Consider the following 21,551-nt stretch of genomic DNA (forward strand, 5'->3'; position numbering starts at 1 on the left):
CCTCCTTATGCGGCCATGATCTTGCAGAGAGTCACTTTGGTCTCCTGCATCTGGGTCACGCTGTCATATCCATAGGTCTGTGCGGTGTTGGTCGATTCCCCCAACACATAGGGATCAGCGCCCTCGGGATATTTGTCCCGCAGATCGACCCCTTGCAGATGACCGCCAAAATGGAACGGCATAAAGGCAACGCCAGTGCCGACACGTTCCGTCACCATGGCCATCACCTTGACCTTGCCGCCTTCGGGGCCTTCAACCCATACTTGCGATCCGTCTCGAATGCCAAGGTTGTTGGCGTCACGAGTGTTGATCTCGACGAACATGTCCTGTTGCAGTTCGGCCAGCCAAGGATTGGACCGGGTTTCGTCGCCGCCGCCTTCGTATTCAACCAATCGGCCCGAGGTCAGGATGATCGGATACTCCTCTGAAAAGTCGTTCTTCTGGATCGACGCGTACATCGTCGGCAGACGCCAGAATTTCTTGTCCTCATAGGTTGGATAATCCGCAACCAGATCGCGCCGGTTGGTATACAGCGGTTCGCGGTGCAGCGGCACCGGATCGGGGAAGGTCCAGACCACGGCGCGGGCCTTGGCATTGCCGTAGGGGGCACAGCCATGGGCAATCGCGACGCGCTGGATGCCGCCCGACAGGTCGGTCTTCCAGTTGATGCCGCCGACCTGTTCGGCATAATCCGACGGCATTTCCCCCTGCTGCGAGGTTTCGCCGACTTCTTCGGTGCCATCGCCCGCGTTTTCCGGAGCCTGATAGCCTGCGACCTTTTCAATGGACGCGCGCTCTTCGGCCGTCAGATCACCGTCCCAGCCCAGATCCATCAGCATTTGCATGGTGAATTCTGGATATCCGTCCTGAATCTCCGACCCCACCGGGTAGACGCCTTCGGCCAGCAGGTTGTCTCCGTTGCGCTCAACGCCATAGCGGGCACGGAAGCCCATGCCGCCTTCTGCCACCGGCAGAGACATATCGTACAGGTTGGCCGATCCGGGATGCTTCATCTCGGGGGTGCCCCAGCACGGCCACGGCATACCGTAGAAATCGCCATCGGCCGGCCCACCCACGGCCCGCAGCGTCGTGCGGTCAAAGGTGTACTGGTTTTCCATGTGCAGCCGCATCCGTTCGGGCGACTGGCCGGTATATCCGACGGTCCACATGCCGCGGTTAAATTCGCGAGTGATATCCTCGATCAGCGGTTCGTCACCGTTGATCGCGATGTTTTTGAACATCCGGTCAGTGAAACCGAATTTGTCCGAGAACAATTTGAGGATAGTGTGATCCGGCAGGCTTTCGAACAGCGGTTCGACCACCTTTTCGCGCCATTGGAGCGAGCGGTTTGAGGCAGTGACCGAGCCGTAGGTTTCGAACTGGGTCGCCGCAGGCAGCAGATAGACACCATCGGTGCGGTCTTGCATGACGGCCGACACGGTCGGATATGGGTCGACCACAACCATCAGGTCGAGCTTTTCCATCGCCGTCTTCATTTCCAGCTGACGGGTCTGCGAGTTGGGCGCGTGGCCCCACAGAACCATCGCCCGGGTGTTGTCGGGCTGGTCGATGTTTTCTTTATCTTCCAGCACGCCGTCGATCCAGCGCGACACCGGAATCCCGGTTTCGTTCATCATCAGGCGGTCAGCGCCATCTGCTCCGGCACCGGGCATGGTGTCGAACCGGCCCTTGAGCCAATCCAGATCTTCCTCCCAGACGCGGGCCCAATGTGCCCAGCTGCCCGGTGCCAGACCGTAGTAGCCCGGCAGAGTATCGGCCAGAACGCCCAGATCGGTCGCGCCCTGCACGTTGTCGTGGCCACGGAAAATGTTGGTGCCGCCGCCGGCGGTGCCCATGTTGCCCAACGCCAGCTGCAGGATGCAATAGGCGCGAGTGTTGTTGTTGCCGTTGGTGTGCTGGGTGCCGCCCATACACCAGATCACGGTGCCGGGGCGGTTGTTGGCCAGCGTCAGCGCGACACGGCGCAGCTGCGATCCGGGCGTGCCGGTGACGCGCTCAACCTCATCGGGGGTCCACTTGGCCACTTCGTCCTTGATCTGGTCCATACCCCAGACGCGGGTGCGGATGAATTCCTTGTCTTCCCAGCCATTCTCAAAGATGTGCCACAGCAGTCCCCAGACCAAGGCCACGTCGGTGCCGGGCCGGAAACGCACATATTCGTCGGCATGTGCGGCGGTTCGGGTGAAACGCGGGTCACACACGATCAACGGCGCGTTGTTCTGCTCTTTTGCCTTCAGGATGTGCAACAGCGACACTGGATGTGCCTCGGCCGGGTTGCCACCGATCAGGAAGATCGCCTTGGAGTTGTGGATGTCGTTGTAGCTGTTGGTCATGGCGCCGTAGCCCCATGTGTTTGCAACGCCGGCAACGGTCGTCGAATGGCATATCCGTGCCTGGTGATCGACGTTGTTGGTGCCCCAGTAGGCGGCAAACTTGCGGAACAGATACGCCTGTTCGTTGTTATGCTTGGCCGAACCCAGCCAATAGACTGAATCTGGACCGCTCTCGTCGCGGATGGCGGACATCTTGTCGCCGATCTCGTTGATCGCCTGCTCCCACGAGATGCGGACCCATTCGCCGCCCTCTTTCTTCATCGGGTATTTCAGGCGGCGTTCACCATGTGCGTGCTCGCGGACCGCAGCGCCTTTGGCGCAGTGCGCGCCAAGGTTAAAGGGGCTGTCCCAACCGGGCTCTTGGCCGATCCAGACGCCATTGGACACTTCGGCAATTACGGTGCAGCCGACGGAGCAATGGGTGCAGACGGATTTAATGGTTTGGACCGCGCCAGTCACGGCCTGCTGCGCCGTTGCCTGCGTTACCGATCCTGCGGTGGCGGCAATCGCGGCCAGCCCGCCGATAGCAAGGCCAGAGCCCCGAAGGAAGGCGCGCCGATCAACCGAACTTCCTGCGATCTCGGTCAAAATGCCGGTGCGCTGGGACCGTCGTGCCACCCCGTTGGTCTTTTTTCTTAGCATGTTACCCTCCCTTGGTTCCCGATTGGTGCCTGGGTTTATCTATGTGCCGACCAAATCCACGTGCGTAGAAGGGTCGGTGTGTTGTTTGACCGGATCAGAACCGGGCGCTGTCAAAGTAAGCGCGGGTGTGCGCCGTATCCTGCATTTTCCCGTCGGTCTTGGCCGGGGCCGCTTCAGCGGTCTGACCGCTGGTCGCAACGGCCACAATCGCCGCAGGACCCGCTGTGCCGGCGAGCTTCAGAAAATCGCGTCGGCTGCTGGCCGTTTCGTCTTTCTTGGTCATCTTGGGTCTCCCTGTTGTTCGTGATCCGGCCGTGCGACCGGTTTCGATTTTGATGGACGCCTGCCCGCCATGTTATTCGGGGGCAAGGCGAAACGCCTCGCGCTCGATATCCATAAACGCGCGTCCGACTGATCCGACGGCACTATAAAGTATGGCTGTCTTGGCCTTCTCCAGATCGGCAAAGAAATGCCCGGCCCAAGGTGCCACGTGGCGGTTAAAGAACACCTGCTGGTCGGCCAATGGTGCGGGCGTGGCAAACCGGCCAACGATCAGTCCGGCCATCACCTCCATCAGGGTGGCGATGTTGTCCTCGGGCTCATAGACATTGGGCGCGCGAATGATCCGACGCGCGGACAAGTCATTTCGCAGGACCGACAGCGGCTTTTCGTTTAGAAAACCGGTGAGGTAATAGCTGGCATACGGCAGCAGTTCGCCCCGCCCCAAACCGATAAACAGCGCGTTGAACTCCGAACGCACACCCTTTGGTTTGGCGCTTTGGGCGCAGCCCGCCAGACGGGCGATCGCGCTGCCCAGCGGAGTGTCATCGCCGGTCAATCCTGCGGTCTGGACCAGCAGCATCTCGTCCGGCGGCGCGGCCAGCATCAGCCCAAGATAATTGTAAAGATCGGCGCGCAGCCGGTCCTCGGGGGATACGTCCGTGGTGCGGGCAGCGGCGCTGCTCATCCTGTCTCCGTTCCGAATCTAAAGCGCATGCGGCGCGGTTGCGCAGCAAACTCTTGTTGTGGTTCAATTTTCTCACCAATTACCGGTTCGGACATTGCGACTTTAGTCGTAGATGCAGGCGCGGCAATGGGGGTTTCCTGCGTGTGATCCTGTATGACTGCATTATTTACGAATTCGTCGGAAATATCCGTAATTTCTGCAGTTTCAGCGGAAATTTTCTCATCCTCTTTGTCTACATTGGCCTGCGCGCTTTCACGGGCCAGGGTTTCGATATGGTGGAGCATGCCCTTTCCCACCCGATAGGCGGTTGCGACTCCGGGGGCGTCTGTGGCGGCATTGGTAAAGTCGCCATCGTAGTCATTGAGCCCGTCCAGACAGGCCAGCACAGGGTTGGTGCGCCAGAATCGCCGCAGCGCCCGGCGTCGCAGCCGTTCCGGCACCTCCTTTTTCAGAAACGCGGTGAGGTCATCACCCAGTTTTAATGATTCGGGGTCGGGCAGGTTCAGCTCTGCCAGCAACTCGGCATCGCTCTTGTCGGCGGCTGCGGTCTCTCGGCGGCTTGTCTCGGCCTGTTCAAGGCTCTCGGCCTCTTTGGCGGATTGGGCGGCCGCTTCTGTTGCCACCCGCGCGCGTCTTCGGGACCAGAAATCGGCTGACTCAGTCATGACCCCTCTGCCTTTCTGGCGGTGCCCGGTGCGCGGTAGACATCCGTCGCCTGCTGAATCCGAGCGTCGCCGATACCGTTCTCGACGGTGTCATCCATATGCTTGCGCCGCTTGCGCTTGATGAACTGTTCTTCAACGTAGTGCGCGTCGACCCATGCGGCAACCCATGCGATCAACCCCTCGGACATCGGCAGTTTTTCGACAATCTCTTCGCCGCTTTCAGCATACATCTGGCCCTCGTGTGGCGAGGCAGTCACCAGATGGATCCGGTAGGGATACTCTCCACCCTCGGTGGCCCGAAGGACGACATAGAGGCAAGGCGCCGCCTCGGAGAGGGTGATTTTGTAGGCCTCGGCCTCACCACGGTAAAGGGTTAGGGGCATTGTGCCTGCATGATACTCGACCGCGTCGCCATCGGTGCGCAAGACCTTCCAATGCGCCGGTCCTGCGCCGGGCAACAGTGCCACCGGGGTCCATGCCCATTTGGCCCACCGGGTCACCCCCGGCAACCGCCGGATGACTACGCCCATGCCCATGCTGATGCTCTTGCGGTTGTGCAGATCCACGGAAACTCCCAGAGTGTGTGAGGCTTCCAGTATCGCCCGGTCCTTGTTTATGGCAAGCGCCTTCGCTATGCCAAGGGTCAGATTTTACAAAAATTTGTCCGGGGCCAAGGTCGCCAGAGTGCGGGTCAGAGTGCGTCGGCAAGGGGGAGCATCATGGGTAAAACGCTGTTGCTGTGTGATTGTCTGGGTAGCCAGACGGTTGACGCGGACGCCATTGCTGCTGCCACCGGGATGACCTGTTCGCGGGTTCACACGGGATTGTGCCAGCACCAGACCGACATTGCGGCCCGCGCGCTGGCGACGGGTGACGTGATCGTTGCCTGCCAACAGGAGAGCGCGCATTTCGAGGCGCTGGCCGAAGAACTGGACGTCGATGTCCCCGGTTTTGTCGACCTGCGGGACCGCGCGGGCTGGAGCGACGAGGGCGCGCAGGCCGCACCCAAGATGGCGGCGCTGGCTGCCGAGGCGGCGCTGGTGCTGCCCGAACCGCGCGTGCTGGATGTGGTGTCCGAGGGCGTGTGTCTGATCCTTGGGCCCGGAGATGTAGCCTTTGCGGCCGCCACGACCCTGGCCGATACGCTGGCCGTGACGGTGTTGCAAAGTGATGATGCGGACGTGCCGCTCGACCGCCGTTTCGACGTGATCAGGGGGCGGCTGACCCGCGCGCAGGGTGCGTTGGCCGGATTTCACCTGACGATTGACGGGTTCCGGCAGATCCGCCCCGGTGGGCGCGGCGCTCTGGGCTTTACCGATCCGCGCGATGGCGCGCAGTCGGACTGTGACATCATTCTTGACCTGCGCGGCGACACCCCGCTTTTTCCCGCGCCGGAAAAACGCGAAGGCTATCTGCGCGCCGATCCACGTCAGCCCGTCGCCGTAGCTGCGGCTGCGGCCCGCGCGGCGGCTCTGGTCGGCACGTTTGAAAAGCCGCTGTATGTCCGGCTCGAAGAATCGCTTTGCGCCCATTCCCGTGCGGAACAGGTCGGCTGCTCGAAATGTCTGAACATCTGCCCGACCGGTGCGATCACCTCTGCGGGCGAACATGTGTCGATAGACCCGATGATTTGCGCTGGTTGCGGCGCATGTTCGGCGCTGTGCCCGTCGGGCGCGATCACCTATGATGCACCGCCGGTTTCCAGCGTGTTCCGCAGGCTCGACACGCTGGCGTCCACCTATCGCAAGGCAGGGGGGAATGAACCGCGCCTGCTGGTGCATGATGACGATCACGGGGCCGAGATGATCCGCCTAGCTGCCCGATTTGGCCGGGGTCTGCCAGCGGATGTGATCCCACTGGGCATTCCTGCGTTGGCGGGCTTTGGCCATGCTGAAATGCTGGCGGCGCTGGGTTGCGGTTTTGCCGGGGTCGACGTGCTTCTGGCCCCCCGGACCGAGCGCGACACACCCGAGGGAGAGGCCGCGCTTGCCAATGCAATCGCGGGCCGTGCGGCTGTGACGTTGCTGGACCTGAACGACCCCGAGGCACTGAGCGATCACCTGTACACTGCACAATCCGGTGCGGCGCTGGCGCAAACCGTCTTGTCGATCGGCGCCCGTCGTCAGGTGGCCCGCGTCGCCGCCAAGGCACTGCGCCCCGAAGGTGGCGTGATCGACCTGCCGCCCGCTGCCCCTTATGGTGCGGTGTTGGTGGACACCGATGCCTGCACGCTTTGCCTGTCGTGTGTGTCGCTATGCCCTTCGGGCGCGTTGGGCGACAACGAGGACAAGCCACAACTGCTGTTTCAAGAGGACGCCTGTCTGCAATGCGGGATCTGCGCCACGATCTGCCCCGAACAGGCGATCACGCTGAAACCGCAGCTTGACCTGAATGACGCGGCGCTGTCGCAGCGGGTTCTGAATGAGGAAGAGCCATTTGCCTGCGTCGAATGCGGCGGGCTGTTCGGCGTCAAATCCACGGTTGAGAAGATCGTGGAAAAGCTGGCGGGCAAACATGCCATGTTCGCCAACCCACAGACGGCGCGGATGATCCAGATGTGCGACAAATGCCGGATTGCGGCGCAGTACCATTCCGAAAACAACCCGTTTTCGATGGGCACACCGCGCCGCCCACGCACCACGGACGATTATCTGGCGGAACGTGTGGCAGACAAACCTGTGCGCAAGGATCACTGACGCCCAGCCGGTGCATTCCGGTTTATCATCTGGCCATCACTGCGACTGAATCGGCGCGCCCAGATCTGCGGGCGACACGGCAGCCACAAAGGCCAGGATATCTTCTAGCTCGTCCAGCGTGATCTCAACCGGCGTTATTGGTGATGGATAGCTTTGATCGAATGGCAGCGTGACTTCGGCCACCTGCGTGAACGCCGGATGCGGATTCAAGGCATAAAACCCCATGAACCGGTCGCGCCAGTTCGAGAGGGTGCGCAGCACCGCAAAGGATGGCGTCGATCCGATCGCTTTCATCCGGTTCACCGCCCCGACCACATGGCAGCGCCCGCAATGCTGCAGCGACAGCACCGCCCCGCGTGCCGCGTCGCCGTCAAACCGCATCGGTGCCACAATGCGTTTTTCCGTCACCTCGGTTGAAAAAACTGCGACTCCATCCGCCATGAACCCGCCCACAGCCGAGCGTCCCGCATCTGATTGCAGCCAGTCGGCAAAGCGCTGCGCGTCCGCGTCCGTGCTGACCTCAAGCCGCCAGACCTGTCCCAGCCCCTCGAACGCCACGGTGCCTGTGTCGCCAAAGGTCGCATCCGCCGCAGCCCCCGCATCCACCAACGCCACCCGCGTTGCCGTCTTTAGCGAAAACCGTGGCAGCATGTATTTCATCAGACCGCTGTCTGCCAGGATATCGGGAACCGCCAGCCGGAACATCTTGTCCGCGTCCTGCGCCATGGCGGACGTCGCGGCCAGTATCGCCATCAACGCACCAATGATGAGCTGTTGCATGATGGCTCCTCCTCCGGCCCCGTCAAGCTTGGCTTGCAAGCCTAGGGGTCGTGCCCTAAACCCGTCAATGCTTCATGCAGAGTTCAGGGGAGAGACGGATGAGCGACGATTTCAACATGTCGATGCGCAAGTTTCTGAAACAGGTCGGTGTCACGTCGCAGCAGGCTATCGAAGAGGCCATGCGCAAGGTCGACGCGCCCGAAGGCAAGACATTCGAGGCCAAGGTGGTGCTGACGGTTGACGGGCTCGACCTTACACATGTCGTCACCGGCAAGATTCAGGGATAGCGATTTGGCACTGACACGCGATGCGGTTCTGGCCGCACTTAAGGCGCTTCGCGATCCTGTCTCGGGTGACGATATCGTCACGGCCGGACTGGTCCGCGCTCTGACTGTCGAAGATGGCGCTGTGCGTTTTGTCCTCGAAGTGCCGGGTGACAAGGCGCAGGCCTATACCCCGGTCCGCCAGCAGGCCGAGGAATTGGTGCGCGCCCTTGACGGGGCGTCCGCCGTGTCGGTGGTGATGACCGCCCATTCGGCGCAAAAGGCCCCACCGGATCTTAAGGGGTCAGGCCATTCGCACGCACCAAAGCCGCTTCAGGGCGGGCCCGAAAAGATTCCGGGCGTGGATCGCATCATCGCTATAGCCAGCGGCAAGGGCGGTGTCGGGAAATCCACCCTGTCGTCCAACCTCGCCTGTGCGCTCGCGGCCGAGGGGCGGCGCGTCGGGTTGCTGGATGCCGATGTCTATGGGCCGTCGCAGCCGCGGATGCTGGGTGTCTCGGGGCGGCCTGCGTCGCCGGACGGCAAGACGATCCTGCCAATGCGCAATTTTGGCGTCACGATGATGTCCATTGGCCTGATGACAAACGAAGGTCAGGCGGTTGTCTGGCGCGGCCCGATGTTGATGGGTGCCCTGCAACAGATGCTGACGCAGGTGCAATGGGGGGCGCTTGATGTGCTGCTCGTGGACCTGCCGCCCGGCACTGGCGATGTGCAGATGACGCTGGCGCAAAAGGCGCAGGTCGACGGCGCGATTGTGGTCAGCACACCCCAGGACGTGGCGCTGCTCGATGCGCGCAAGGGGATCGACATGTTCAATCAGATGAAGGTGCCGATTCTGGGCCTGATCGAAAACATGTCGACGCATATCTGTTCGAACTGCGGATTCGAGGAACATATCTTTGGCCATGGCGGTGTCGCGGCTGAGGCGGCCAAACTGGGCGTGCCGCTGCTGGCAGAAATTCCGCTGCACCTGGATATTCGGCTGGCATCGGACGGGGGCGCGCCTATCGTGATCTCGAAACCCGATAGTCCGCAGGCGCAGGCGTTCCGCGATGTGGCGCGCGCGATGATCGCGGCAGGGCAGGCATGACCACCGCCCCGCAGTTCCCCCCGCTGCTGAGCGGGCTGCATTCTGCGGGGCATGACCCGTTTGACGCCGCCTGCCAGACGGCGCGGACGGGCTGCGATGCCGGTCTGATTCTCTATGATGCAGGCCCTGATCTGCGTGCGGCGATCATCCTTGCGCCCGAAGTGCCGCTGGCGCAGGCCGTGGCGATGCTGCCGCTTTGCGCCGTCGGGTTGCAGAACGCGCTGGGGGCATTGGCGCCGCCGGAATTGCCGGTGCATTTGGAATGGGGCGGCGCGGTGCGTGCCAACGGCGGGCGCTGCGGTGGCTTTCGGATCGCTGCGTCGACCAACGATCCCGACGCGGTGCCGGATTGGCTCGTCACTGGCTTTGAACTGCGGTTTCAGCCTGCCCCCGGCGACGCCGGTGAACACCCAGACGAGACCGCGTTGCACGCCGAAGGTTGCGGCGACCTTGAGCCGCTGGCGCTGTTGGAAAGCTGGTCGCGACACACGCTCAACGGTCTTAACCGTTGGGACGTGGACGGCATCGCCCCACTACATCGCGAATGGAGCGGGCTGGCCCACGGTCTGGGCCAACCCATGACGTTCAAAGGCCAGTCGGGCACCTTTCTCGGGGTGGACGAGGCACTGGGCCTGCTGCTCAAGTCAGGCAAAGACACCCGCCTGATCCCGCTCACTGCTTTGCTGGAGCAATATTGATGAAACTTGCCCGCGCAATCCACTTTGACACCTCGGATATGAACGTTTTTCATTCTCCGGCCCGGACCGGGGAATGGTGCATCTCTGGCGGGTTCGAATTCTCGAACTGGAGTGACGGCGATCTGGTCGGCAAGGCGCGTCAGGCGTTTGCCAACGGCTGGCTGGGGGTCGAGACCTTTGGGCGCGTCAGCTTTGTCGCCGTGACACAGATGGAACAGGGTGAACATGATGCGCTGGTGGCAGCGTTGGCGCAGCACTTTGTTGATGTCTACGGTGCGCCGTCGGTCGAGGCCGCGCAGGGCGTTGCAGCGGCAGAGATCGACCAGATGATGGCGCTCTGCGATGAGCATGCGCCCAACACCTTAATCACTGTCGCCCGCGATCTGACCGAGGCGGGGGTGCGCGAAACCTACCGGGTGATCGAAGCACAAGACGCCGATATCATGCAGTTTGCCGTGCACGGGTCGCTGGACGAGTGACCGAAGCGCGCTTTGCCAACTTCAGGGCGTGTCGGCGGGGATGGTTTTACAATAGCGCCCTGATCGGCTCTAGCATCCCTTTGTTGCGAAGGGTGCGCACCGGGTAGCTGTCGTCGTTCAAAAATCGGTCGAGCGAAAATCCCGGTTCGATCTTGATCAGCTTATCGGCCACGGTGCGGGCCTTGTCCAACTGACCGTCCATCGCATACAGCGCCAGAAGATGACGGTGCGCCGGGCGAAAGGACGGCGCCTGCCGGGCTGCGGCCTCGCCTGCCTCAATCGCGGCGGCGGACTGGTTGCAGCCAATGCAGACGATGCAATGATACAGATCCCACCATTGTCGAAACGGCGAAAAGCGCGCGATGTCACGGGCGCGCTGCGACATGGCAATCGCTTCGATTTGATCGCCTGCCAGCATCCGGGACACCGACAGCGACAACCAGCCAAAGCCACTGGTCGGGTTGCGTTCGACCGATTGTTCGGCCAGATCCAGACCACCCGCCGCATCGCCCAGCATCATCACTCGCACCTGAGAGATCAGCGCCTGAACCAGCGCGTTGTCGGCGCCTTCCTCAAGTGCGCGCTGGTTGAAAAACAGTGTCTCATCGCGCAGCGCCTCTGGGTTGGGTTCCAGAAGTTCGATCATCTGGATTGTGCGGATCAGGCTGCGCCATGCGGTGTAGATGCCGTTTTGATCCACGTCATGGGCTTGTGATAGCAGCGAATCCGCTTCGCGCAGCGCATCGGGTTCAAAGCTGAACATGCGGTACAGCGCCAATCGCGACAGGGCCGTGGCGCGTGCCTCGGGGCGGGCGTTTTCGACCGTCAGCGGCAGTTTCCCCAGCGCCCGGTCTGCGGCTTCGAACACAATCGCGGCGACCTCGTGTTGCGAGGTCAGAACCTGTTGCGGATTGCGGACTTCCTTGAGCTTGGAATACAGAATCCGCCCGGTCGGCACATGCACAACTTTGATAAAGACCATGCTGCCGCCGTTTTCACCGACCATGCCATCCAGGCTTTCACCGACATCGGTGATATCGCACGAGATTTCCAGATCGCCGCGATCATCGCTGCCAGCATCCAGATGACGACCGGATTGGCGCCAGGCGCGCACCTGTTCGGCGATGCTTTCGCCGATCTGATTGGCCAGCACTTCGCCGATGAACTTTAACTTCCCGCTGCCGTGGTCGGCAGTGGTGCAGCGGATCAGCAGGCCGGTGGCAAGGGCGGGGCGGGCGGCATCCAACCGCGCCTGATAGCGGGCCCGTTCCTCGCGCAGCCATTCCTCAAACTCGGGATCGCGCACGTCCAGCCCTTCGAGCAGCTCGCGTCCTTCGTCGATGCGCAGCGCGTGGTCGGTGACATCCACCGCCACCTTGTCCGGGTCCAGCGCAACCGAGTTCCGGTCGCTGATCAGCGCATCGGCGTGTTCCCCCAGCGCGTTGCGCAATTTGGTCAGGGCCTGCCGCATGTTGGCGCCAGACTGTTCGGGGGCAAAGGTGCTCCATAGCTTGTCCTCGATCCAGCGGCGCGGGCGGCTCATGCCTGGTGACAGTGCCAGCAATGCAAGGATCGCCTGGTTCTTGGCCCCAGAGGGGGTGCGTGCCACGTCGTCCCTGATCAGCACCATGAATGGGCCGACCAGTCGCAGGCTGACGGGCTTTCTGGTGCTCACGACTGTCCCCTAAGCTTACACCTCGCCGGAGTCTGACGTCATCCCGGCGGTTATTCTGGATCATCCATTCGGACATTGCGTCACACATCGTGGCGCGCCACACTGCCCTCAGACGCAAACGTTAACATTTTGATGTGATCCGGGCAATCCGCGTGAATAGCGCGTGAAATTTTCTTGCGCTGTGCAGATGGTCTTTGACCGTTTGGGGGCGATCAGGGCACAACAGACCTATATTTCTTACACGACGAGGTTGGATATGACTATTTTTGGCGGGCAAGGTGGTCAGGGCGGCCAAGGAGGTCAAGGTGGCCAGGGCGGTCAAGGTGGTCAGGGCGGTCAAGGGGGGCAGGGTGGACAAGGCGGTCAGGGTGGCCAAGGAGGGCAGGCCCATGCTGGCGGTCCCGCTTCGCCTTATCTGAGCACCGCGCTGGCGGCGGCCCGTGACGGCACCATGCACAGCTGGTCTGGTGCCGCGTCGCGCATTCCGGCGCAGACCGGTCGATCCTCATGGGAGGCGTTCCAGAAGCTGGACAGTTTCCCGCGCCGCGCCGTGCTTGACCAGATGTTGCATGGGCTCTTCGCGCTCGACATCGCTGATCCGACCGGCCCCAACGCTGTTGCCCACCTGACCATCGGCACTCAGCGCCTTGTGACGCTGCACAAACCGACCGACGCCTTTCTGGCCGAGCATCAGCTGCCGTATCTGCGCACGGCCGCTGATCTGCGGATGGACCGGCTGGCCGAGATTCAGGTTCAGACCTCGGACATCATGTCGTTCTATGGCGGTGTTGGTTACATGCATCCCGAGGCGACCAAGTGGAGCCACTGGATCGCCGCTGCCGTGTTGCGCCTGTGTACCCATGTGGAAATGCCGATCAAGATGGCGTTTGACGCGGCACGCCCCATTTCGATGAGCTATGAGGTGCAGCCGATCATTCAGACGCCGGGTCATGGTAGCTGGCCATCGGGTCACGCGACCGAAGCATTTGCGTCGGCCACCGTCCTTAGTCGGCTGCTCTATCAGAGCGCGTTCAACCCGGTTACTGCAGTTGCGCAGCAAAACGAACTGATGCGTCACGCTACGCGTATTGCCACGAACCGGACGGTGGCGGGGGTGCATTTCCCATCCGACAGCATGGCCGGCGCCGTGCTGGGCATCACCATGGCCGAGGCATTGGTGAATCTGCTCGAGGGCAACAGCACGACGCCTGCGCGCACCTTTCATGGTGACAGCTACACCGGCGATTTCAACCTAAGCCTGCTGTCCGGTGGTCTGGGTGATTCGACAATTGTCAGCACCGGGTCGGCCACGCTTGACCCCGCGACGGTACCGGCATGGCTGAAATCCATGTGGGAAACCGCCAAGGACGAGTGGTGAGGCAATGCGTGGCAACTGACCGCGCCGGATCGGTCAGGCGCGGTCAATTGCCACAGTGAGAACTCTGGCAATTGTGGTCCGGTTGACCTGCTAGTCGCGTCACAAACGCGGGCGCGCGCCGTCTTGCATGTCCACCACAGCGATGCCCAGCCGCGCGGCATATTCTGGCGCGGTCGGCGCGAGAACCAGAGCGGTGGGATCCAGGTCGTCCATCTGTGTTCCGCCGCCCTGCGCGGCATTGGCCGAAATGACCTCTGCGCTGCGCGCCAGGGCCCGGGTCAGGCGCCCCGCTGCCGCCGAGGTGCCGTTCAGCAACCGGGCCGAGCCTGAGTAGGTTCCGCTGGCCAGAACGCCCCAGAATATCCGGCTATCATCGGCGCGCGTGCTGGCATTGACCGGGCCTGGCGTGGTCCATACCGCCCCCTCCGAGGTGTAGACCGACGGGCGATAAGTCCCGTCCGCAGCATACCATTCAGCCGCGCCGACGCAGAACACCTGCCGTGTCTGCATAGTGGTCAGGGCATTCAGGGAACCATCACGCCGGATCGGGCAATCCGGGCCCAGCCCGGACCAATCCTGCTGCTCGGCATCCCAGGCATAAGCTGCGGTATCGTCGAAATAAGATTGCCGCCCGCGCGGCGCATAGTCTGGCAGGCTTTCTCCTCGCTGGATTTGCAGGGATATCCGGGCTGCTGCTGATCCGCAGTAGCGCACGGCGACGGTCCAGGCCCCGGACGGTGCGATTGCCTCACCGGCGATCTGGGCGTTGGTCGGACCCAGCGCGAGCATATAGCAGGCACGCTGCGCCACGCCCGGCTCAAGCACATGTTCGGGCACGTGATAGATCCGCGCGACGGCTTCGCCTCCGAGTTCGAGCGAGCGCATAGAGCCGGGTGCCATTGCCACAAATCCCGAGGATATGCCGTCGGGAGAGGTCAGCGACAGTTCTAAATCGGTCGATGCGGTGTCGGAATCACAATGCACTTCGAGATACGAAGCGGTCAGATCATCAGGCTGCGACCGCCAGGTGATCTGCCGGTCTGTGGCATGGCGCGGCACCGCGTGCGGATAGTCGAACGTCGCGACCTGCCGACTGCGCCAGTTGTTGCCAAAGGACCAAACGATTCGCACCGGCTGGCCCGTGATGGTTTCCCAAAGCCGCGCCTCGCGGGCGATTTGGTATTCGGCAAAGCGGGTGCCGTTCTTGGGCCCGGCCAGCATCCCCATCGACAAGTTGACGATCACGGGCGCCTTTGGGTCGATCATCTGCGCCTGTTTCAGGATCCAGCGCAGACCCTGCACCATGTAGCTTTCGAACCGTGTACCCGAGGTGTCCTCGATCGCTTCGGGGGGCAGTTGTACCGCCAAAAGCGGCCAGTCGCGCACCGTCTCAGTCGCGTCATCGGGGTCGGCACCAGCCGCGAGGTCGAGCACATGAGTTCCGTGGCTTTGACCGAATTCGGTCGACCGGTGGCCGCGCTGCCCGTACAATTCGGCGTTGAGTTCTGCATAGGTTGCGGGTTCGTCCAGCGCTGAGCCCTGAGCCAACATCGCGTCAATTTCGGTTGCAGTCAGGATACGGCCCAGATGCGCCCTCCGCTGGCCACCGGCGGGCTTCTGCAGGCGTTCGAGCGATTGCAGCCAAACCGCGTGAAACCGGGTCTCGTGTCCCCCTTCTGCGCCAGAATTACGCCGAAACCGCGTGTTGAGAAAGCCGATGCCGTCGTCAATGATCGCCACAATCGGCGCAGCGTTCCGTGGCTTGGCTGTGCTGGCGATCACCGCCTCGAGCATGTCGGTCAAGTCCAGGTCAACGGTGCTGCCCACATCCAGCAACTCAAACAGCGTGGCATCCGTTGTGGTGCCGCTGTTCAGCCTTCGGTAGAGTGCATATTCGTCAGGCAACCCCTTGTCGACCGTAGGATCGGCGATGCGGGCCGCCAATCTGGCGTATTCCAATGGGTCCATCACCAGCGGATCGGCGGCATCGTTGACGCGTGCGGCGAGCGCCTTGCGCGCAGAGCCCATGGCGCTGGTCTGGCCTTGCGGTCTTAGCCGGACAAAGATCGGCTCGAACCAGTCATGGCCGTCGGGATCAGGCGGCAGCAGCGTGGCGCGCCGGGTTTGCAGCAGCCGGGACCAATCCAGATAGGCATCCCAGAAATCGGCTGTGACTGGCGCGCTCCACTGCATTGACATCAATGTACTCCTGAAAATCTGTGCTACTATAGATGTCAGCAAACGCCTGGTCCGTCCTAGCGTCAAGTTGGACCGGGTGATTTGCGCTAATTTTACGGGCACCCGGGCAAGGTCGATGCTTTCCCCTAGGGAAATTTTGACCTGATAGCGCTGGAATAACGCCCCACTCACGCTGGGTTCACGCTGACATGGCATCCTGGCGTTAACATCTATGAAGATCCGACAGGGCGCTGCGCCATAACGGATCCGATCTGCCGAAACAGGGGGAACTATCATGACCGCCCAAAGACCCGCCAATACCGTTCTGTTCCAAGTGATTACCGGCGGTCAGAATCGCGCCGCCAATCAACCACCCGACACCACCGCCGCGTTGCCCCGCGCCCCGCACCTTGGGGCCGATGCGCTCGCGGCGCAGATGGCCGAGCTGTATGCGCTGGCGCTGATCCGTGACTTGCCGCTCGACGCTCCGTTCGCCCCGGATGATGTGGTGCGGATCGACGGTGTCGCCCGTTTCACCCTGCACGACCTGCTGTGCGAATTGCATCGCCTCCCGTGGTTCTCCCGCCACACCGTTCCCAGCGGTGATGCTTTTCCGGCAGGGACGCTGTCCCCGTCCCGGCAGGGTGTTGCCGGTCATCGCGCTGTGCTGCGGCACGGCTGCGATGGCCGGTCTGTTCTAGACAATCTATGGCCGGATCAGCCCGGTCCGGATGGGTCCGGGCGTGGCCTCTCGGCGTTTCTGGCGCTGTGCCCGCCGCGTGACCATTCGGGGGGCGAAGGCGCCGCGCCGACCGTTCACTGCGCCATGTCGCACTGGAGCCGCTGGATAGCGGCAACCACCGGTGCAGAACTGCCGTTTCCCGGCCGTGCTGGCACTGCGCAACAGGGAATCGCGACGCCGCGCGACCTTGCCGGGCACACCCGCCGCCATGGCATGCAAGCGCCTTACGGTGCTGCGCTCTGGTTGCTTGCTCGGGGTATGCCACTGGACGCTGGGTTGCGTTCCGGCTGGAACGGGCCACGTCTGATGGCTGTGATGACCGAGGCGGCGCAGCGGGCGCAGGCCTTGTCGGACAGGATGCGGGCCCGGCCGGGACGCATGGTTCGACCCGGAGTCACGGCGGCGCGCCTCACGCTGATGCAAGCGGGAGAGGATATGCAGACTGGCGGCGAAAGTGCGTGTCTGCACTCAGCTTTGGTGCTGCTGAACCGTCATTGTCCCCGTCTGCTGACCTGGATCGCGCAGTTCAACACTCAGCTCGGCACCGGTCGCTTTGCGCTTCCTGATCGCGATGGCGGGCATTGCGACGGCTGGAGCCCGCTGCATTTTGGCCAGAATCTGATGCTGCCGCAGATGCCGTCGCTGCATCCGGGCGAAGCAACGGGCCGGACCCTGCTGGTCGGTACGATGATGACGCTTCTCAAGGCGGTATTCGCAAGCGATTCTGCAACGCTGCCCGGCACAGACCGCGATCTGGGGGCCGAATGTGATACGCTGGCTGCAAACATGGCACTGGGCCGACTGATGAGCAGCGGGATCTATCCGTCGGAAAGCCGTCAAAGCCTGCGCATGGGTCAAAGCCTGGCCTTGCAAGTCCTGCGCTGCGCGCTCGAGTCGGATTGCGGCCCGGCCAGCCTGACCCTGACGGATTTCGACGGTCAAAGGTTGCGGCTGTGCCGACGTGGTCAGGGCGCGGGCTTGTCACGCGTCACGCTCGAAGTGGATGGCGTTGCAGCACTTTGGCCAAGCCAGGGCGAAAGCGCGGGTCCGATACTGACTGCCGTGGTGTGATCCGCTAGCGCGACATCGCATCAGTCGATGGGGTTCGCGCCATCCGGGGGTATCCGGGCGTCGGACATCCGTGCCGAGATTTCCAGGATCAGCTTGCGCTTGACCGCCTCGGCAAAGTCGGCGCGGCTGTGGGCCGTCACGACAAAGGCACCCGGCCCGCCAATGACCCGCTCTTCATACAGCGCCTCAAGCCCGCCCTGCGCCCGCCCCGGATCGTCCGGCGACAGGATCGGCAACGCGTTGATTGTGACGCCTGCGGCAATAACCTGTGTGCGGGCCTCGTCAATGCCGGGCCCGGACCAGTTGTTGGCCGAATCGCCCGAGAAATCGATGACCCGCCGCCAACCGTAGATGTCATTTTCGTCCATCAACCGCAGCCCTTCGAGCAGCGCCGCCCCGATGGCATTGCGCCCATAGGCCAGCCGGGGCTGCGCCTGCAACGCCTGTGCAAACCCTTCGGCCGACTCGGGTCCGTCAATGCGCGTCCAGTCGACAACCGTCACCTGATTTGCGGCCCATTCCACATAGGTCACAGCAATTTCGCCATATGCCGTGCCGCGGATTGCCGCCAGAACTGCGGGATCGGTAATCGCCTGGGCGTAGCCCTGCCGCTGAAAGGCGATCTCGCGCGCGTCGATTGAGCCTGAGGCATCCGCCAGCAGTACAAGTTCAAGATCCGTGTCCTGCGCCTGCACGGCCAACGGCATGACGATGGCGGCAAGCAGGATCACGGCAAGATGGCGCATGGTGGCAGTCCCCGGCTTGGTGGATATTGGGGTCGAGGATGGGATGTCGTACCCTGCCTGTCCAGCCTTAGCGGCAGATCCCGCGCCGCGCGGCGCCGCGCCAGGGCAGGCGTACCGCAGGATTGCCTAGAACGGCATCAAGGCGCGTCATCGGCATCGCCTCGGTGATCATCGCCCGCAGCCGTTCGGTACGCGGTGCTTCGGGGTCGAGCAGTTGACAGCAGACATATTCCTCGACCACGGCACCCTGTTGCTCGTAACCGTAGTCCAGAAACCGCCCCGGGCTGTCGGGGTCGAACAGGTAGGGATCGGCGCTGGCACCATGTTCAGACACGGCCTTGAGCGGGTGGTACCCGGTCAGGGCCCTGTTCTGCCATTGCCAGACGTGGGTCATCTCGTGCGCCAGCAGCATCGCGTCCGCCACATCAATCCGGTCGGGAAAGCCCGGCACAAAATCGTCCCGATACAGATCTTTGCGAAACAGAACCGTGCCGAACAGCGTGGTGGCGCCGGGTGCGACGGTGACAGTCTCACCTTTGGACGGCGGGTAGAGGCGCTCCTGACAGGTCAGCCGGGGCCGCACCGGACGGGTCGTGGTGATCGCTGCCGCCGGATGGCCACGCACCAGCCGCACCTGATCGGGGTTCAGCGCGGGCCCGTGCATCGCGTGCAGGAAACGCACCTCGTTCGGGGTGAGCGGGCGCCCGCAGGCGGTGAGGATCAGCAGGACAAATAAAAGGGCACAGCGCATGGCGGCGATAGGACCGCAGGACGCGGATGCTGGCAAGGGGCCGTTGAGCGTCGGCATCAGGGGAACGGCGCGCGGGCGCAGTGCGCCACGCGCGCCCGGCGGGTGGCTACACCTTCTTACCGGCGATTGTGGTCGCACCCTTGGCGCCGGAATTGGCGGTGGCCAGCACCTTTACCTTTTCCTTCTTCGGTTTCTTGGCTTCCTTGTTGCCTTTGTTCTTTTCCTTGGACATGGGGGTCTCCTGCACACACGGGTTCCCGAACGGCGATTGCCCATCGGGTCGATGCTCAGAGGGGGCAGGGGAGCCTGACTGTTGCGGTCAGGGCGATGTCACCGGTGAGGCAACGGGTATCTGCGCGGTTTCGCGACGATTTGCCCGTGGGTGGAATGTGCGCCTGCGCAGGCCGCCGCACAAGGGGCAAGAGACGGGATTTTGTGTCCCTGCACCACGTGTCATGACGTTTGCATAACTCCGAATTCGGCGTGATGCCGCACGGTTGGCCAAGCAAGGTTTACAACTGGGAAAACGCCGCGGGCGCGACCCCGACGCGTATGCGTGCCGCGTGATTCCGCTGGCTCGCAGCGCCCCGCAACTTTGGCGGGGCGCTGTATGGGATCGTACGAATGCGGGCAATCGCGATCAATTCCGGCCGGTAGATCGGCATGCATGCTCGGAATCGGTTAGGTTACAGTCACGCTCAAGGAGCCTAGCCCGGCGACAGCGATTTCCATGACGTCGCCTTTGGCCACCGGCCCCACGCCGGAAGGAGTCCCGGACAGGATCACATCCCCGGCGGCAAGTTCGAAATATTCTGACAGATATGCGATCATTTCAGGCACTTTCCAGATCATCTGATTCAGATCGCCCTCTTGCTTGAGGTCGCCGTTGACCTTGAGTGTGATCGCGCCTTGGGACAAATGCCCGACAGAGGCGACCGAATGCACTGGGCCGACGGGGGCAGAGCGTTCAAACGCCTTGCCAATTTCCCAGGGACGGCCAGCCTTTTTCATCTCGCCTTGCAGATCTCGGCGGGTCATATCCAGCGACAGGGCGTAGCCATATACGTGATCCAGCGCAGACGCGACCGGGATATCGGTGCCGCCGGATTTGAGCATCACGGCAATCTCAGCTTCGTGATGAACGTCTGAGGAATGTGGTGGATAGGGGAATTCGCCCGACGGATCGAGGTTGTTGGCATTTTTCTGAAAGAAAAATGGCGCCTCGCGGTCCGGGTCATGCCCCATTTCGACCGCGTGCGCGGCATAGTTACGCCCGATGCAGTAAACCCGGCGCACCGGGAAGCTGGCGTCGCTTCCGGCAACGGGCAGCGCCACAACAGGCGGCGTTTCAATCACGAATTCAGCCATCAATATCTCCGATCTTGCAGCCAAGGACTTGGCGCGCTGATTGTTAGCGTAAGTAAAATCAATCGCAACCAATTTTTACGTTTAAGATATATTTCTTGATTTACCTTATTGATCGGCCAATATTCAACGCAATAGCCGCGCTTTGGTTGATCAATATGGAGGACGCAGGTGTATTCACGGCCAGAATCGTCAGACCGGGACGACGCGATCACCGTCTTGCGTGAGTTCATCGAGGCGGGCACCTACGCGCCCGGCGACCGGTTGCCGTCAGAACGTGAACTGATCGGCAGTCTTGCGATGAGTCGCTCAACCCTGCGCAAGGCGCTTGATGCGCTTGAGCGGGAGGGGACGATCTGGCGGCATGTGGGCAAGGGCACGTTTGTCGGCAGTACAGATGCCACCGGCGGTGTCCCGGAACTGTCGCAGCAACTGACACCCGTCAAGATGATGCGCGCACGGCATTGCATCGAAACCGCAATCGCCCGCGAGGCGGCGATCAATGCCTCAGCCGAAGCGCTGGCCCGCATTCGGACGGCCCGTGACCGTGCTGTCGCGGCGACGACCTGGGTTGAATACGAAGCGCAGGATGATCGGTTTCATCGCGCCATCGCCGAGGCGACTGACAACATCATGCTGCTGACGATCTTTGACCAGCTCAATCAGGTGCGTCGGGCCGTGGCATGGAGTACGGTTGTCCGCGAAACCGCGCGCCCGTCACCGGGTCATTCCAGTTTCGCCGAACATGACGCCATCACTGCTGCGATTGAGTCGAGAGAACCAGCAGCGGCCTTTGACGCCATGCGCAAACATCTTGGGTCGGTTTCGGCACGTTTGTTCGACGACGCATGAACCGGTCCTTCTGTCGTGGCGCCTTAGGAACAAAGGGCCTATCCTGCGGCGCCGTCTGTTACCCTGCCGAATGATCGCGCGGCGCTTGATGCTGGTGACGATCCCTTGCAAAATGCCGCGCAAAGCATCGCATCAGGA

General features: G+C 62.4%; 20 protein-coding genes. 8 read left to right on the forward strand and 12 right to left on the reverse strand.

Annotated elements, in window-relative coordinates; all coding sequences use genetic code 11:
• Positions 1-5: 5 nt before the first annotated feature.
• From IMCC21224_RS02860 to IMCC21224_RS02880, 5 genes are all read right to left on the reverse strand, one after another.
• Positions 6-2,996: a formate dehydrogenase subunit alpha gene (locus IMCC21224_RS02860; protein WP_047994060.1), complete on the reverse strand. Its 2,991-nt coding sequence runs from the start codon at positions 2,994-2,996 to the stop codon at positions 6-8.
• Positions 2,997-3,090: 94 nt separating this feature from the next.
• Entirely contained in the window at positions 3,091-3,279 is a 189-nt protein-coding gene (locus tag IMCC21224_RS02865; protein ID WP_047994061.1) for a twin-arginine translocation signal domain-containing protein, read from the reverse strand.
• Between the two features lie 72 nt (positions 3,280-3,351).
• A complete protein-coding gene (locus IMCC21224_RS02870; protein WP_047994062.1) occupies positions 3,352-3,963 on the reverse strand; it encodes a molecular chaperone in 612 nt (203 codons plus the stop codon).
• On the reverse strand, positions 3,960-4,586 hold the full coding sequence (locus IMCC21224_RS02875) for a DUF3306 domain-containing protein (protein ID WP_231582004.1): 627 nt from the start codon (positions 4,584-4,586) through the stop codon (positions 3,960-3,962). The genes IMCC21224_RS02870 and IMCC21224_RS02875 overlap by 4 nt, the downstream gene beginning before the upstream one ends.
• Before the next feature lie 38 nt (positions 4,587-4,624).
• A complete protein-coding gene (locus IMCC21224_RS02880) occupies positions 4,625-5,194 on the reverse strand; it encodes a DUF3305 domain-containing protein (RefSeq protein ID WP_369795984.1) in 570 nt (189 codons plus the stop codon).
• A 153-nt stretch (positions 5,195-5,347) separates the two neighbouring features.
• On the opposite strand from IMCC21224_RS02880, the gene IMCC21224_RS02885 reads away from it, so the two are divergent.
• Positions 5,348-7,324 (forward strand): 4Fe-4S binding protein, encoded by a 1,977-nt coding sequence (locus IMCC21224_RS02885; RefSeq protein WP_047994065.1) that lies wholly within the window; start codon positions 5,348-5,350, stop codon positions 7,322-7,324.
• Positions 7,325-7,360: 36 nt separating this feature from the next.
• Here IMCC21224_RS02885 and IMCC21224_RS02890 read toward each other — a convergent pair whose 3' ends face one another.
• Positions 7,361-8,104, reverse strand: coding sequence for a hypothetical protein (locus IMCC21224_RS02890; RefSeq protein ID WP_047994066.1), 744 nt, complete (start codon positions 8,102-8,104; stop codon positions 7,361-7,363).
• A 98-nt stretch (positions 8,105-8,202) separates the two neighbouring features.
• Here IMCC21224_RS02890 and IMCC21224_RS02895 point away from each other — a divergent pair, with 98 nt between their 5' ends.
• The 4 genes from IMCC21224_RS02895 to IMCC21224_RS02910 are packed head-to-tail and all read left to right on the forward strand — an operon-like array spanning position 8,203 to position 10,655.
• Positions 8,203-8,391, forward strand: a complete 189-nt coding sequence (locus IMCC21224_RS02895) for a DUF6494 family protein (RefSeq protein ID WP_047994067.1) — start codon at positions 8,203-8,205, stop codon at positions 8,389-8,391.
• A gap of 4 nt (positions 8,392-8,395) precedes the next feature.
• On the forward strand, positions 8,396-9,478 hold the full coding sequence (locus IMCC21224_RS02900) for an Mrp/NBP35 family ATP-binding protein (protein ID WP_047994068.1): 1,083 nt from the start codon (positions 8,396-8,398) through the stop codon (positions 9,476-9,478).
• Complete coding sequence (locus IMCC21224_RS02905) at positions 9,475-10,176, forward strand: biotin/lipoate--protein ligase family protein (RefSeq protein WP_047994069.1); 702 nt, start codon at positions 9,475-9,477, stop codon at positions 10,174-10,176. The genes IMCC21224_RS02900 and IMCC21224_RS02905 overlap by 4 nt, the downstream gene beginning before the upstream one ends.
• Positions 10,176-10,655, forward strand: coding sequence for a DUF6505 family protein (locus tag IMCC21224_RS02910; protein ID WP_047994070.1), 480 nt, complete (start codon positions 10,176-10,178; stop codon positions 10,653-10,655). The genes IMCC21224_RS02905 and IMCC21224_RS02910 overlap by 1 nt, the downstream gene beginning before the upstream one ends.
• A 46-nt stretch (positions 10,656-10,701) precedes the next feature.
• Here the strand turns inward: IMCC21224_RS02910 and IMCC21224_RS02915 are convergent, their stop codons facing one another.
• The gene (locus IMCC21224_RS02915; RefSeq protein ID WP_231582005.1) at positions 10,702-12,330 is read right to left on the reverse strand and encodes a transcriptional regulator; all 1,629 of its coding nucleotides are present in this window, start codon (positions 12,328-12,330) and stop codon (positions 10,702-10,704) included.
• Positions 12,331-12,586: 256 nt separating this feature from the next.
• Here IMCC21224_RS02915 and IMCC21224_RS02920 point away from each other — a divergent pair, with 256 nt between their 5' ends.
• Complete coding sequence (locus tag IMCC21224_RS02920; protein ID WP_047994072.1) at positions 12,587-13,708, forward strand: phosphatase PAP2 family protein; 1,122 nt, start codon at positions 12,587-12,589, stop codon at positions 13,706-13,708.
• Positions 13,709-13,807: 99 nt separating this feature from the next.
• On the opposite strand, the gene IMCC21224_RS02925 is transcribed toward IMCC21224_RS02920, so the two are convergent.
• On the reverse strand, positions 13,808-15,907 hold the full coding sequence (locus tag IMCC21224_RS02925) for a S8 family serine peptidase (RefSeq protein ID WP_053078875.1): 2,100 nt from the start codon (positions 15,905-15,907) through the stop codon (positions 13,808-13,810).
• Between the two features lie 274 nt (positions 15,908-16,181).
• On the opposite strand from IMCC21224_RS02925, the gene IMCC21224_RS02930 reads away from it, so the two are divergent.
• Positions 16,182-17,699 carry a hypothetical protein gene (locus tag IMCC21224_RS02930; RefSeq protein ID WP_047994073.1) on the forward strand — a complete coding sequence of 506 codons (1,518 nt, stop codon included), beginning with the start codon at positions 16,182-16,184 and terminating at the stop codon, positions 17,697-17,699.
• A gap of 20 nt (positions 17,700-17,719) precedes the next feature.
• On the opposite strand, the gene IMCC21224_RS02935 is transcribed toward IMCC21224_RS02930, so the two are convergent.
• The 4 genes from IMCC21224_RS02935 to IMCC21224_RS02945 all read right to left on the reverse strand — a co-directional run bounded on the left by IMCC21224_RS02935 (position 17,720) and on the right by IMCC21224_RS02945 (position 20,564).
• Complete coding sequence (locus tag IMCC21224_RS02935; RefSeq protein ID WP_047994074.1) at positions 17,720-18,445, reverse strand: DUF1194 domain-containing protein; 726 nt, start codon at positions 18,443-18,445, stop codon at positions 17,720-17,722.
• A gap of 67 nt (positions 18,446-18,512) precedes the next feature.
• Positions 18,513-19,196, reverse strand: coding sequence for a hypothetical protein (locus IMCC21224_RS02940; protein WP_047994075.1), 684 nt, complete (start codon positions 19,194-19,196; stop codon positions 18,513-18,515).
• 106 nt (positions 19,197-19,302) lie between these two features.
• Positions 19,303-19,428, reverse strand: coding sequence for a hypothetical protein (locus IMCC21224_RS28810; protein WP_255347982.1), 126 nt, complete (start codon positions 19,426-19,428; stop codon positions 19,303-19,305).
• A 449-nt stretch (positions 19,429-19,877) separates the two neighbouring features.
• Positions 19,878-20,564, reverse strand: coding sequence for a fumarylacetoacetate hydrolase family protein (locus tag IMCC21224_RS02945; RefSeq protein WP_047994076.1), 687 nt, complete (start codon positions 20,562-20,564; stop codon positions 19,878-19,880).
• Between the two features lie 168 nt (positions 20,565-20,732).
• On the opposite strand from IMCC21224_RS02945, the gene IMCC21224_RS02950 reads away from it, so the two are divergent.
• On the forward strand, positions 20,733-21,413 hold the full coding sequence (locus tag IMCC21224_RS02950; RefSeq protein ID WP_053078876.1) for a FadR/GntR family transcriptional regulator: 681 nt from the start codon (positions 20,733-20,735) through the stop codon (positions 21,411-21,413).
• The last annotated feature ends 138 nt before the right edge of the window (positions 21,414-21,551 follow it).

The sequence above is a fragment of the Puniceibacterium sp. IMCC21224 genome (genome assembly GCF_001038505.1).
GTDB lineage: Bacteria > Pseudomonadota > Alphaproteobacteria > Rhodobacterales > Rhodobacteraceae > Puniceibacterium.